Source organism: Streptomyces sp. NPDC017225 (assembly GCF_044331465.1).
Taxonomy (GTDB): domain Bacteria; phylum Actinomycetota; class Actinomycetes; order Streptomycetales; family Streptomycetaceae; genus Streptomyces.
In genome coordinates this window covers 204,102-217,303 of record NZ_JBIRNE010000014.1, presented here as the reverse complement: position 1 = coordinate 217,303, position 13,202 = coordinate 204,102, and the positions used below count along the sequence as shown (strand labels likewise).

The 13,202-nt window shown below is 70.5% G+C and carries 11 protein-coding genes; 3 read left to right on the top strand and 8 right to left on the bottom strand.

What is annotated here, in order from left to right; genetic code table 11:
* The coding region (locus ACH4NX_RS27855) for an acyl-CoA carboxylase subunit beta (RefSeq protein ID WP_398129058.1) at positions 1-829 on the top strand (829 nt) is incomplete at its 5' end.
* A gap of 17 nt (positions 830-846) precedes the next feature.
* Positions 847-1,044, top strand: a complete 198-nt coding sequence (locus tag ACH4NX_RS27850) for an acyl-CoA carboxylase epsilon subunit (protein ID WP_351401640.1) — start codon at positions 847-849, stop codon at positions 1,042-1,044.
* A 149-nt stretch (positions 1,045-1,193) separates the two neighbouring features.
* Here ACH4NX_RS27850 and ACH4NX_RS27845 read toward each other — a convergent pair whose 3' ends face one another.
* The 8 genes from ACH4NX_RS27845 to ACH4NX_RS27810 all read right to left on the bottom strand — a co-directional run bounded on the left by ACH4NX_RS27845 (position 1,194) and on the right by ACH4NX_RS27810 (position 12,020).
* Positions 1,194-1,775 carry an ATP/GTP-binding protein gene (locus tag ACH4NX_RS27845; protein ID WP_009314218.1) on the bottom strand — a complete coding sequence of 194 codons (582 nt, stop codon included), beginning with the start codon at positions 1,773-1,775 and terminating at the stop codon, positions 1,194-1,196.
* Entirely contained in the window at positions 1,756-2,328 is a 573-nt protein-coding gene (locus ACH4NX_RS27840) for a DUF742 domain-containing protein (protein WP_351401643.1), read from the bottom strand. Before ACH4NX_RS27840 ends, ACH4NX_RS27845 begins: the two co-directional genes overlap by 20 nt.
* Positions 2,329-2,421: 93 nt before the next feature.
* Positions 2,422-2,835 carry a roadblock/LC7 domain-containing protein gene (locus ACH4NX_RS27835; RefSeq protein WP_055421938.1) on the bottom strand — a complete coding sequence of 138 codons (414 nt, stop codon included), beginning with the start codon at positions 2,833-2,835 and terminating at the stop codon, positions 2,422-2,424.
* Between the two features lie 10 nt (positions 2,836-2,845).
* Positions 2,846-6,112 (bottom strand): nitrate- and nitrite sensing domain-containing protein, encoded by a 3,267-nt coding sequence (locus ACH4NX_RS27830; RefSeq protein ID WP_398129057.1) that lies wholly within the window; start codon positions 6,110-6,112, stop codon positions 2,846-2,848.
* 403 nt (positions 6,113-6,515) lie between these two features.
* Positions 6,516-7,091, bottom strand: a complete 576-nt coding sequence (locus tag ACH4NX_RS27825) for an ATP/GTP-binding protein (RefSeq protein ID WP_351401648.1) — start codon at positions 7,089-7,091, stop codon at positions 6,516-6,518.
* Positions 7,072-7,470: a DUF742 domain-containing protein gene (locus ACH4NX_RS27820; protein WP_003973454.1), complete on the bottom strand. Its 399-nt coding sequence runs from the start codon at positions 7,468-7,470 to the stop codon at positions 7,072-7,074. Before ACH4NX_RS27820 ends, ACH4NX_RS27825 begins: the two co-directional genes overlap by 20 nt.
* A gap of 110 nt (positions 7,471-7,580) precedes the next feature.
* Positions 7,581-7,994 (bottom strand): roadblock/LC7 domain-containing protein, encoded by a 414-nt coding sequence (locus ACH4NX_RS27815; RefSeq protein WP_003973453.1) that lies wholly within the window; start codon positions 7,992-7,994, stop codon positions 7,581-7,583.
* A 9-nt stretch (positions 7,995-8,003) separates the two neighbouring features.
* Complete coding sequence (locus ACH4NX_RS27810) at positions 8,004-12,020, bottom strand: nitrate- and nitrite sensing domain-containing protein (RefSeq protein WP_398129056.1); 4,017 nt, start codon at positions 12,018-12,020, stop codon at positions 8,004-8,006.
* Positions 12,021-12,620: 600 nt separating this feature from the next.
* Here ACH4NX_RS27810 and ACH4NX_RS27805 point away from each other — a divergent pair.
* On the top strand, positions 12,621-12,809 hold the full coding sequence (locus ACH4NX_RS27805; protein WP_351401687.1) for a hypothetical protein: 189 nt from the start codon (positions 12,621-12,623) through the stop codon (positions 12,807-12,809).
* Positions 12,810-13,202: the final 393 nt, after the last annotated feature.

Genomic DNA, 13,202 nt, shown 5'->3' with positions numbered 1-13,202 from the left:
CTACCTGCTCTCCCTGCTCCCGCAGAACAACCGGGAGAACCCGCCCCGCCACGAGTGCGGCGACCCCGCCGACCGCCGCGGCGACACCCTCCTCGACCTGGTCCCCGCCGACGGCAACCGCCCGTACGACATGACCAAGGTCATCGAGGAACTCGTCGACGACGGCGAGTACCTCGAAATCCACGAACGCTGGGCCCGCAACATCATCTGCGCGCTGGCCCGCCTGGACGGGCAGGTCGTCGGCATCGTCGCCAACCAGCCCCAGGCCCTGGCCGGCGTCCTGGACATCGAGGCCAGCGAGAAGGCCGCCCGCTTCGTCCAGATGTGCGACGCCTTCAACATCCCGATCATCACCCTCCTGGACGTACCCGGCTTCCTGCCCGGCGTCGACCAGGAACACGGCGGCATCATCCGCCACGGCGCCAAACTGCTGTACGCCTACTGCAATGCCACCGTGCCGCGCATCTCGCTCATCCTGCGCAAGGCGTACGGAGGTGCTTACATCGTCATGGACAGTCAGTCCATCGGCGCCGACCTCACCTACGCCTGGCCGACCAACGAGATCGCCGTGATGGGCGCCGAGGGCGCCGCCAACGTCATCTTCCGCCGGCAGATCGCCGACGCCGAGGACCCCGAGGCCATGCGGGCCCGCATGGTCAAGGAGTACAAGGCCGAACTGATGCACCCCTACTACGCGGCCGAACGCGGCCTGGTCGACGACGTCATCGACCCCGCCGAGACCCGCGAGGTGCTCATCAAGTCCCTGGCGATGCTCCACACCAAGCACGCCGATCTGCCCTCCCGCAAGCACGGCAACCCGCCGCAGTGACCCGAGGAGCCACGTCCATGTCCACTGCCGACATCCGCGTCGAGAAGGGCCACGCCGAGCCCGAGGAAGTCGCCGCCATCACGGCCCTCCTCCTGGCCCGCGCCGCCGCCCGCCCCGTCGAGATCGCCCCCACCCACGGCGGCGGCCGCGTCCGCGCGGGCTGGCGCCGCCTGGAACGCGAGCCGGGCTTCCGCGCGCCGCACAGCTGGCGCTGACCCGAGCAACCCGAAGAGGCCCCCTCCTTGCGGAGGGGGCCTCTTCGGGTTGCTCGGGTCTGTGCCCATGTGCGGCTCCACCGCGTGGGCGCGACCGGCTGCGAAAGCCAGCAGCCGCACCCGGCGACGAAACCGCCCCGCGCGGCCGGCTAGCGCAGCCGCGCCATCAGCGCGTGCTCCACGAGCGTGATCAGCGCACTCTTCGCGTCGGCGCGGTGCCGGGCGTCGGTCGTGATGATCGGGGTGTCCGGCCCGATCTGCAGCGCCTCGCGGACCTCGTCCGGGTTGTACGGCTGCTGCCCGTCGAAGCCGTTGAGGGCGATGACGAAGGGCAGGCCCGAGTTCTCGAAGTAGTCGACGGCCGGGAAGCAGTCGGCGAGCCGCCTCGTGTCGACCAGCACGATCGCGCCGATGGCGCCGCGCACCAGGTCGTCCCACATGAACCAGAAGCGGTCCTGGCCGGGCGTACCGAAGAGGTACAGGATCAGGTCCTGGTCGAGCGTGATACGTCCGAAGTCCATGGCGACCGTCGTGGTCGTCTTGTCCCCCGTGTGGGTGAGGTCGTCGATGCCCGCGGACGCGGATGTCATCACGGCCTCGGTGCGCAGCGGGTTGATCTCCGAGACGGCGCCGACGAACGTCGTCTTGCCCACGCCGAATCCGCCCGCCACCACGATCTTCGCGGAAGTGGTGGAGCGGGAAGGCCCTCCGCTAGAGCTTGCGAAGTCCACTGAGCACCCTTTCGAGCAGTGTCACGTCTGGCTGGCCGCCGGCGTTCTCGTCGCCGCCGGGCTGATGGATGGCGACCAGGCCCGCCTCCGCCAAGTCGGCGACGAGGATCCTGGCCACACCGAGAGGGATCGTCAGCAGGGCCGAGACCTCGGCCACCGACTTGATCTCCCGGCAGAGGTTGCAGATCCGCTGATGCTCGGGCAGCTGGCCCTGCATCTGGTGCGGCTGCGCGGTGGTGTGCACCAGTGCCTCGATGGCGAGCTGGTAGCGCGGCCTGGTGCGACCGCCCGTCATGGCGTACGGGCGCACCAGGGGGTTGTTCGACGCCCCGGCGGGCGCCGGCTCAGGGGTGCGGCGCTGCGGCTGCACAGGCTGGACGCGTGGAGCGTGCGGCTGGTCGTACGGCGAAGGACCGGGGCCCTGCGGAGCGTACGGCTGCCGGTGGCTCGGCACGGAGGGGTAGCCGTATCCGTTCGCCGAGCCGTCGCCTTGGCCCTGGCCAGGGCCGTACGACCAGTTGCCCGAAGACGGACCGCCTGGGGGTGTTGCCACTTTTCCTCCTCCGACTGTGCCTGGCATCCATCACTGTGGAGCCGCGTCCCGAAACTTTACGGCCACGGGACGCCAAAACGCACCGTCTGTCCTTTAGTTGAGAAGGCTCCCTTGGAGCTCCGCCCGCAGATCGGGCGTCAGAACCGTGCCCGCACGGTCCACCAGAAGGGCCATCTCGTACCCAATGAGGCCGATGTCCGCCTCCGGGTGTGCGAGAACCGCGAGGGACGAGCCGTCGGAGATGGACATGATGAAGAGGAATCCCCGCTCCATCTCCACAACCGTCTGGTTCACGCTGCCGCCCTCGAAGATGCGCGAGGCACCGGCGGTCAGCGAGGTCAGACCGGAGGCGACGGCCGCGAGCTGATCGGCACGGTCGCGCGGAAACCCTTCGGACATCGCCAGAAGGAGTCCGTCGGCGGAGACCACCACCGTGTGGGACACCCCCGGGGTGTTTTCCACGAAGTTGGTGATCAACCAGTTCAGGTTCTGCGCCGCCTGGCTCATCGGGCTCACACTAACGCTCCTGGTTGTAGGTGCTGTCAGGACCACGGTGTTCGTTCCTTGTGTCCTGGCCGTTCGTTTCACTGCCCGCGCTGCGGCCTCGTTCGACGCCGCGTCGCAGGTTGCTCAGTCTGCCCCGGACGTCCTCCGGGGCGCGGGAGACCTGGGGGCCTCCCTGGGGAGTGGTTTCGGCGGCGCCCTCGACCAGGTTGGCCTTGGGTACCCGTCGCGGCAGACCCGAGGAGGTCACCCCGCCCGCCTTGGGCTTGCGCAGCGTCGAGGCCTGCTGCCAGCGGTCGTCGTTGGCCGACCGCCAGTTGTCCGTGGCGGTCGCACCCGGTGCGGCCGCCGGCGCCTCGTGGTCCGCGCGCCCCGCGTCGCCCGTGCCGCTCGTGGTGGATCCGCGGCGGGGAAGACCCGCGTCGGTCATCTCGTGGGTCGCGGAGGGGGTCGGACCCGGACGGTCGAAGCCTACGCGGTCCGCCTCGGTCACGTCAGCGGCCTGGGCGGATTGCGCCTCGGGCGCACCCGGGGAGTACTGGTCCGGGTAGCCGTTCCGCAGACCGTCCTGCTGGGGCCAGTCGTCCTGGTAACGCCGCTGGTCGAAGGCCGAGTAGTTCTCCGGGGCGCCGGAGCCCGCCGGCTGGTGCCCGTTCTGGCCCGGCTCCGCGTAGGAGGGGTCCTGGTAACCGCCGCCCGCCGGGTAGCCCTCGCCCTGCGGCATGCCACCGTCCGGCGCGTAGTACTGCTCACCGTACGACGTCTGCCGCTGATCGGGGTACGCCGACTGCTGGTCGTACCCGCCGCCCTGCCCGTTCTGCTGCTGGGGGTAGCCGCTTTGGCCCTGGTCGTACACCGGCTGCCCGCCGGTGAACTGGTCCTGGTACCCGGGTGTCCCGGGCTCCTCGCGGCCGCCGTGCTCCACCGGGCCGTTCGGCTCGGGGTGCGACTGGGCCTCCAGGGCCGCGCGGCGCCCCTCGCGCATCAGCGAGCGGCCGACCGGGTCGAGCTCGCGTATGTCGTCGGGGACCTCGGAGTACCGGCTGTCGTCGAAGCCCAGCTCGGCGGCGGTCCGCATGGGCTGACCGACCTGACCGAAGCTCTCGCCGCCCTGGACGTTCTGCTCCGGGATGATCTGCGAGACCGTGAACTCGTCGCGCGACTGGTGCTCGCCGCCGCCACCGTGGGTGATGGCGTCCGGGAGCATGACCAGCGAGGTGGTGCCCGCCTGCTCGCCGGAGGGGCGCAGCTGCACGCGGATGCCGTGCCGGTCGGACAGCCGGCCGACCACGAACAGGCCCATGCGCTGCGAGATCGCGGCGTCCACGGTCGGCGGGTTGGCCAGCTTGTGGTTGATGTCCGCGAAGTCCTCGGCGGTCAGGCCGATGCCCTTGTCGTGGATCTCGACCATCACACGGCCGTCGGGAAGACGGGTCGCGGTGACGCGGACCTTGGTCTGCGGGGAGGAGAACGTGGTGGCGTTCTCCAGGAGCTCGGCGAGCAGGTGCACGAGGTCGGTCACGGCCCGGCCGTGGATCTCGGCCTCCGGTACACCGGACAGCTCGACGCGCTCGTACTGCTCCACCTCGGAGGAGGCGGCGCGCAGCACGTCGACCAGGGGGACCGGCTGGTCCCAGCGGCGGCCGGGCTCCTCACCGGCGAGGACCAGGAGGTTCTCGCCGTTGCGGCGCATACGGGTGGCCAGGTGGTCCAGCCGGAAGAGGTTCTCCAGCTGGTCCGGGTCGGCCTCGTTGTTCTCCAGGTCGGTGATCAGGCTCAGCTGGCCCTCGATCAGCGACTGGTTGCGGCGCGACAGGTTGGTGAAGATCGCGTTGATGTTGCCCCGCAGCAGGGCCTGCTCGGCGGCGAGCCGGACGGCCTCGCGGTGCACCTGGTCGAAGGCGCGGGCGACTTCGCCGATCTCGTCGGTGGAGGTGATCGGGATCGGCTGGACCCGGGTGTCGACCCGGCCGGGGTCGGTACGGGAGAGCTGGTCGACCAGCATCGGCAGACGCTGCTCGGCGATGCCGAAGGCGGCGTTGCGCAGCTGGCGCATGGAGCGGCTCATCTGGCGGGCCACCATGCCGGCCAGGATGAACGCCGCCAGCAGCGCGACCACGACCGCGGCACCCGTGATGTAGGCGTCCCGCTCGGCGTCGTCGGCGATCGTGGACGCCTCGGACACCGCCTTGTCGGCCAGATCCGTCTCGATCTTGCCGTACGCGTCGAACTTGAGGGTGTTGACCGCCCACCAGTTGTCCGGCGTGATGCCCTGCTCGGCCAGGTCGGCCCGCTCACTGGTGTCGGTGGACTCCAGCCGCGCCAGCTCCGAGACCATCGTGGTCGGGTTGGCCGGCGGCGGCACGTAGTCCGGGTCCGCGGCCTTGGCCTCCTCGGCCATGGCCGCGCCGTCCGACTTCAGCCGCGCCTGGGCGTCCTCGAGCTTCTGCGCGTCCGCCTCGGTACCGCCGCCGATGTACTCCTCGATGGCGATCCGCTCCAGGTACGCGTACGACGAGAGCGCGACGCGCTGGCTGGCGAGGTGGCTGGGGTCCGGACCCGGCTTGACCAGCATGTGCATGCCGATGGAGCGCTCCAGGGAGAGCGCCGCCTTGGTCAGGGAGATCGCGTAGACGGTACGGCCGTAGGAGGTGATGTTGCCGGTGCCCAGACCGAGCTCGTTGGCGAACTCCATCAGCGGGTGGGCGACCCCGGTGTAGCCCTCCTCGGTCTCCACGCCCTTGAGCTTGGAGGTGTACGCGGCCGCGCGCAGCGTCTGGAGCTTGGGCTCCTGCTCGCGGAACACGTTCAGCCGGCGCTCCAGACCCGCCTTGCCGGGCATGTCCTGGGCCGCCTCGTCGAACGCGTCGGCCGCCTGGTCGGTCGCCCGGCGGGCCTTGGTGACGGTCGCGTCCTCCTGGCCCTTGCCCTGCAGCAGCGGGGCGGCCGTGAGGTCGCGCTCGTTGTAGAGGGCGTTGGCGTAACCGAGGGAGGCCCGCACCAGACGCGCGGTGCTCTCGGCGTCCTCCGCGTCCTGCCAGGTGTCGATCGAGCTCTTCACCTGGATGCCGCCCATGACGAGGCCGACCAGCACGGGTATGAGCAGGATCGCGTTCAGCCGGGTGGTCACCCGCCAGTTGCGCGGGGAGAAACGGCCATTGCTCGGGGCGGGCGTGGCCTTGGGTTCCGCAGCGGGCTCGGGGGCGGGCGCCGCTGTGCGCGGCGGCGGGGTGAAGTTGCCCCGGGCCGATGGCTCGGGACTGTTCTTGCTTCGCCTCACTCGACCAACAACCTCTCGGCGGTCGGCACCTATGTCGTGCCGCTGTGTCTCAGAGCCCAGTCCGTCATCGAGTACGCGCTACTGCTGAGTACGTCTTTGACCATTGGGCAGTTCTGGCATTCCAGCACGGCGACCAGCGCTCTTCCAAACAGCCGAACGCGAGGGCTGTACGTGATGTAAGCCCCACGTAAAACGGTCATAAAGAGCGAGGCCCGTCAAAAGACGGGGCGTTCATGCGCACAGCGAGACCAGTTGACCGCGTCGCGTGTTGGTACCACCCGATTCCTCTGCCGAAACGTTATGAACGGCGGAGCCGACCGTGTCAAAGGACACAGTCGGCTCCAAACCGCCTACGACAAGTGCCGTAGAACCTCTGCCGACTTGGCTGAGACCGCCCGCGGGCCTACCGGAGGCGGGCCATCAGCGCGTGTTCCACCAGCGTGATCAGCGCACTCTTCGCGTCGGCGCGGTGCCGGGCGTCGGTCGTGATGATCGGAGTGTCCGGCCCGATCTGCAACGCCTCGCGGACCTCGTCCGGGTTGTACGGCTGCTGCCCGTCGAAGCCGTTGAGCGCGACGACGAACGGCAGCCCGCTGTTCTCGAAGTAGTCCACCGCCGGGAAGCAGTCGGCCAGCCGGCGGGTGTCGCACAGCACGATCGCGCCGATGGCGCCGCGCACCAGGTCGTCCCACATGAACCAGAAACGGTCCTGGCCGGGCGTGCCGAACAGGTACAGGATCAGGTCCTGGTCGAGCGTGATACGTCCGAAGTCCATGGCGACCGTGGTGGTCGTCTTGTCCCCGGCGTGTGTGAGGTCGTCGATCCCCGCGCTGGCAGAGGTCATCACGGCCTCGGTGCGCAACGGGTTGATCTCGGAGACGGCGCCCACGAACGTGGTCTTGCCGACGCCGAAGCCGCCGGCCACCACGATCTTCGCGGAGGTGGTCGCCCGACCTCCGTCAGAGCTTTCGAAGTCCACTGAGCACCCTTTCGAGCAGTGTCACGTCAGGCGCACCGCCGTTGTTCTCATCGCCGCCAGGCTGGTGAATCGCGACAAGCCCGGCTTCCGCGAGGTCCGCGACGAGGATCCGGGCCACGCCGAGCGGCATCGCCAGCAGGGCCGACACCTCGGCCACCGATTTCACCTCGCGGCACAGATGACAGATGCGCTGGTGCTCGGGGAGCAGCCCCATGAGCGCTGCCGGGTCTGCCGTCGTACTGATCAGCGCCTCGATGGCGAGCTGATAGCGCGGCCGCGTCCGGCCGCCGGTCATCGCGTACGGACGTACCAGCGGCTGGTCGCCCTCGTCCTCGTACGGCTCCGCGTACGGATCATGAGAGGCGGTGGGCGGGGTCATGAATCCTCCGGGCGGGACAGCAGTTGGTCAGTCGTGCCGTCTGACGAGGCCGGTGGGGGGATTGTGGCGGCCGGACGGTGATTTGGTAACACGGGTGGTGCCGGGACCCTTCAGTGGAGCAGACTTCCTTGTAGCTCAGCGCGCAGGTCGGGCGTGAGTACCGCCCCCGCGCGGTCGACCAGGAGTGCCATCTCGTAGCCGACGAGGCCGATGTCGCACTCCGGGTGGGCGAGGACGGCGAGGGACGAGCCGTCGGAGACGGACATGAGGAAAAGGAACCCGCGTTCCATCTCCACGACCGTCTGTGCCACGTTGCCGCCCTCGAAGATCCGGGATGCCCCGGCGGTCAGCGAGGTCAGCCCCGAGGCGACGGCCGCGAGCTGATCGGCGCGGTCGCGCGGAAAGCCCTCCGACATCGCCAGGAGGAGTCCGTCGGCGGACACGACGACGGTGTGGGACACCCCCGGGGTGTTGTCCACGAAATTCGTGATCAACCAGTTGAGGTTCTGTGCCGCCTGGCTCATCGGGCTCAACTAACGCTCCTGCTGGTGAGTGGGCCGCGGATAGCTGCCGGTCTGGTTGGTACCGGCCTGACGGCCCTGTGCGATTCCCCGACGGAGATTGGTCAGCCGGCCGCGCACTTCGTCGGGCGCACGCGATACCTGCGGACCGCTCTGTTGCGACTGCTGCTGAGCCGTGCCCGGGACGAGGTTGGCCCGGGGCACCCGGCGAGGCAGGCCGGAAGTGGTGATTCCGCCCGCGGCCGGCTGCCGGACGCGCTCGGCCTGCCGGACGAGGTCGTCGTTCGGCGAGCTGCGCCAGGCGGAGGTGGCGGGCCGCTGGGGGGCCGCCGGGGTCTGGGGCTGGGCGGCCTGCGGCTCCGGGTCCGCGGCCGACGCGTCGTGCTGCGCCCTGGCCTCGCGGTCGCCGTGGAACCAGTTGGTCTCCAGCGTGTCGAACAGTGGCGTACGTCCGTCACCGGGTCCGGCGGCCGGGGGCAGGGCCCATCCGTCACCGGGCTGCTGGGCGGCGGTGCCGCCCGAGTTCCCGTTGGCGTTCGTGCCGGCGGGCTCCTGGTGGGCGGGACGCTGCGCCGGCGCCGGTGGACGCGGGGCGCCGAAGTCGTTGCCGCTCTGCGCGCCGTTGAGCTGCGGACGCTCGAACTGGCCGGTGGCGGCCGGGTTCTGCCGGTCGGGCAGGCGGTGCTGGCCGGTCGAGCCGTTGTCGAAGTCCTGGGCGCCGGTGAACGGTCCGGTCCGGTCCGGGTCGTTCGGGCCCGTCTGACCGGGCCGGCCCGTCTGGTTTCCCTGACCGGGCTGGCTGCCGAAGACGTCCGAGCGGACGAAGGACCCGCCGTCCTGCTGCGGGGCGGCCTGCTCGGGCCGCGCGAACTGGTCGTTCTGCGGGGCGCTCGTGCCGCCCTGGCCGTACTGACCCTGACCGTACTGGTCCTGTCCGTACTGACCCTGGCCGTACTGCTCCTGGCCCTGCTGGTTCTGACCGTACTGCTCCTGGCCCTGCTGGTTCTGACCGTACTGGTTCTGGCCGTACTGGTCCCCGCCGAGCTGGGGGAACTGGCCCGTGTTCTGCGGATCGTCCTGGCGAGGGGCCGGCGCGTCGAAGTCCGGACGGCCGAACTCGGCCGCGGCGGCGGGGCCCTGCGACTCATCGAGCCGCGGGACCGCCGGCATCTCGGTGGTCGAGCCGGGACCCTGCCGGTCGTCGAAGCGCGGCGTGCGGTCCGTACGGGAGCTGTCCGGCTCCTCGTGGCCGCGCGGGGCGTCCAGCGAGGCACGCGGCACCGGCGGCTGGGCGTTCTCGTCGCTCCAGCTGGGCGTACGGGGCTGCGGGTTGCCGCCCGGCAGTTCGGCCCGCGGGCCGCCGCGCGGCGGCAGCTGCGGACGACGGCCCTGCTCGGCGTCGCCGTTCCCGTTGCCGCGGCGCTTGCCGCGCTGCGGGGGAGTGGAGGGACCGCGCCCACCGCCGAAGACGGAGGAGTCCTGGCCCTGCGGGGCGTTCATGCCCGCGGCCTGCAGGCCCTGCGGAGCACCCGGTGCCTGACCGGCACCGGCACCCGCGCCGGCCGGAGCCGGGCGGTTCTGCTGGTTCGGTCCTGCCGGGGCCTGGGGCCCGCGCGCGCCACCCGGCGCACCGGGACGACCGCCCGTGTCCCGCCCGGGCAGTGCGGCCCGAGGGCCCTGACCGGCACCGAGGGCACCGCCGCCCGGCGCACCCGCGCCGAGGGCACCGCCACCGAAGGCACCGCCGCTTCCGAACGCGCCGCCGCCCTGGCCGCCACCACGCCGGGCCGCCGCGACACCGGCCGCGGCCTGCGCGGCGGCCGGACCGCCGTTGCCCGAGGAGGGCTGGCCCTGCTTGGGCAACGGCTTGCGGCCGCCCTGGGCGACATCGACGGGCAGCATGACCAGCGCGGTCGTACCACCGGAGTCGGACGGACGCAGCTGGATACGGATGCCGTGGCGCTGCGAGAGGCGGCCGACCACGAACAGGCCCATGCGGCGGGAGACGGAGACGTCCACGGTGGGCGGCGAGGCGAGCCGCTCGTTGATCGCGGCCAGGTCCTCCGGGGAGAGGCCGATACCGGTGTCGTGGATCTCGATCAGCACGCGGCCGTCGGGCAGGGCGTGACCGGTGACCTTGACCTTGGTCTGCGGGGAGGAGAACGAGGTCGCGTTCTCCAGCAGCTCGGCGAGCAGGTGCACGAGGTCGTTGACCACGCGGCCGGCGACCTCGGTGGTCGGCACCGAGGACAGCTCGATGCGCTCGTACTGCTCCACCTCGGAGGCGGCGGCACGGAGCACGTCGACCAGCGGGACCGGACGGGTCCAGCGACGGCCGGGCTCCTCACCGGCGAGGACGAGCAGGTTCTCACCGTTACGGCGCATACGCGTCGCGAGGTGGTCGAGCTTGAACAGCGAGGACAGCTGGTCCGGGTCGGCCTCGCGGGACTCCAGTTCGGAGATCAGCGAGAGCTGGCGCTGGATCAGACCCTGGGAACGGCGCGAGAGGTTGGTGAACATCGCGTTGACGTTGCCCCGCAGCAGGGCCTGCTCGGCGGCGAGGCGGACCGCCTCGCGGTGCACGTCGTCGAAGGCGGAGGCCACTCGGCCGATCTCGTCCCGGGAGTGCACACCGACCGACTCCACCGAGGTGTCGACGTCCTGCGGGTCGGTCTCGGAGAGCTGCTTGACCAGCTCGGGCAGGCGGTCCTGGGCGACCCTGGTCGCGGTGTCCTCCAGGCGGCGCAGCGAGCGGATCATGGAGCGGGCCACGACGAACGCGCCGACCAGGGAGACACCGAGCACCAGCAGGATCACCACACCCGAGATGATCGCTTCGCGCTCCGACTCGCTGCGCAGCTCGCGGGCCTGCTGCTCCATGTCCTCCAGCAGCTTGAGCTCGATGTTCTTCATCTGCTGGATCTTGGTGGAGCTGTCGTCCAGCCAGTCCTGGTAGGACCGCTTGTTCAGGCCGCCGATGGCGCCCTTCTTGGCGAGCGCGCGACCGGCGTACTCGTCGGACGACTCGATGACCGCGTTGCCCTCGGAGATCGGCTTGAGGAGGTCCTCGGCACCGTCGCCGTAAATGCTGGTGAAGCTGCGGATGTCGGACTTCTGGCTCTGCAGCGCGGACTCGGCGTAGAGCCGGTCGTTCTCGGAGAGGTCGGGCTTCGTCGTGTTGCTCGCCGGAAGGGCGGCCGCGAGGACGGCACGCTGGATGGACGCGTACTCCTTGGCCGACGAGAAGGCCGACAGCGCGCGCGTGCGCTGGATCATGTCGGGGTTGCTGGTCGCCTCCGCCATGTCCTGCGAGAGGTCGAGCAGGTGGGTGATCAGACGGTGGTAGGCCTCGACCGTCTGGGTCGAGTTGTCCTCGGCCTGGTAGGCGCTGGTCCGGATCTGCTCGAGGTCGTTCAGGTCGCCGGCGAGGCCGACGAGGCTGTCGCGGACGCCGACGAGGTTGCCGTCCTTGCTGGCGGCGTCGATCGCCTCGGAGCTGTCGAGGAAGTTCTTCCGGGCGCGGTCGGTCTTCTCCCGGTCGCCCTTGACGGAGATCGCGCTGGACGTCGAGCCGTGGGCCAGCGGACCGGCGGACTGGTCGCGCTCCTCCTGGAGCGCGGCGGCCAGCTCCGTGGCCTGCTTGGTCATCTCGGTCAGCAGCTTCATGTTGTCGAGCTGCTGGATGTCGTCCATCGACTGGTTGATCCGCAGCGCGCCCAGCGAGGTGGCGGCGACCACCGGGAGCGCGAGCAGCGAGACCAGACGGGTGGAGATCCGCCAGTTGCGCAGGGCTATTCGTGGGCCGGGCCCGGTCGAGGCCTTGGCCGGCTTGGCGGGCGGCTTCTGGTCGGGAGCGGACGAGGCCGCCGCCTGACCGGAGCGTCCGGCGCGGTCCCCACTGTCGCCGGACTGGTCCTGGCCCTGGCTCTGGGCGTGCTGGGGCGAGGAACCGACGGCCTTGGGGCCGGTCCCGCCCTGCGGCTCCGGCTCCGCCGAAGCGCTGCCATCCCTCTTGAAACGTCCCTGCACTAGCGTCGCAACCTCTGGACCAGGCGCCCCTCCGCGTGAACGGACGGGCACGGTGTCGGCGTCATAGGGGCGCCCTGAATACGCCCCCGTGGCGGTCGTGAGTGACCGGCGCTGGTTCCCCCTTCTCGCCGCCGCTCGGCGCTGGTGTGCGCCCCCTGTGCGCCGGCTCGATCCCGCAGCGGTCCGTGGAATTGCAGCACAGTGCAGGATCTCCAACAAGGCCCGTGGGTCAGCCCGTGACGTACGTGACAGCACGTGAGGGACGAGTCACCGGACGTAGAAAATGATCACCCGCAAAACGGATATACATCCGCGAGTCGCCGGTGTGTCGACGGTGTCCCAGTCGACATGATCAGCAGCGGAATGATGGCTTCAGGTGGGCAATGTCGGTTTCGTCGGGGTGGCGGACGAGCCGGAATTGACCGCTTTGCCCCTGGTTAAGTGAGCAAACTCACACGGAGATCATGGACCTCGCTCGGGTTGGCGGGGAATCGCATGTTTAGCCTGACGCTTTACAGAGAAGGCAAAACCGACAACCCGCGCCTTCGCAGGGGTTCCCGCAGCCCTCGGCGCCCGGACACGACAGGGTCTCGTTCAACCGTGAAGACGACGACGATGTTCCACAAGATCGCCAACCCGCGACGCACCACGCTGGCGCACCTCGACGCCGCCACCGAGCTGCGGACGCCGGATCAGCCCGAGCACGCCGTCGAGCTCCCCACCCAGACCGCCAACCCCCGGCGCACCATCCTGATGGAGATGCCGGTCGCGGCCTCCGCCGCACAGTAGTAGTACGCCGCCCGGCCGCCGACCGTTCAGCCGGCCGTACGGGCCCCCGGGCGCCCGCGCGACGAACCACCGCCCCTGGGGCCTGTCCGGCGGATCATGCCGCAGACGCGGGGTCCGGCACGCCCACCTGCGGCGTTGTCGTCGGTTGCCGACTCCCCCACGCTCGGCTTCGCTCGCGCGGGGGGACCCCCATCGTGTCGACGCCCTCCTCCGCCTTGCGTCTGGACGCACCAGACCCCGCTCACCGGCGCTGATCAGGCGCAGCCCTTTCTGCGACCTGATCCGCCGGACAGGACCTGGGCGGGCGGCCACGGCACGTCCCGCGCGAGGCGCCCGCCCAGTGGACCGTCCCCGCCGCGTTAGCCTGGAGCGTCAGACTCCAGCCAGCTCAGT

Coding starts and splice junctions, on each gene's coding strand:
- ACH4NX_RS27850 (WP_351401640.1), top strand. CDS start 847: ATGTCCACTGCCGACATCCGCGTCGAGAAGGGCCACGCCGAGCCCGAG.
- ACH4NX_RS27835 (WP_055421938.1), bottom strand. CDS start 2,835: ATGAGCCAGGCGGCGCAGAACCTGAACTGGTTGATCACCAACTTCGTG.
- ACH4NX_RS27820 (WP_003973454.1), bottom strand. CDS start 7,470: ATGACCCCGCCCACCGCCTCTCATGATCCGTACGCGGAGCCGTACGAG.
- ACH4NX_RS27815 (WP_003973453.1), bottom strand. CDS start 7,994: ATGAGCCAGGCGGCACAGAACCTCAACTGGTTGATCACGAATTTCGTG.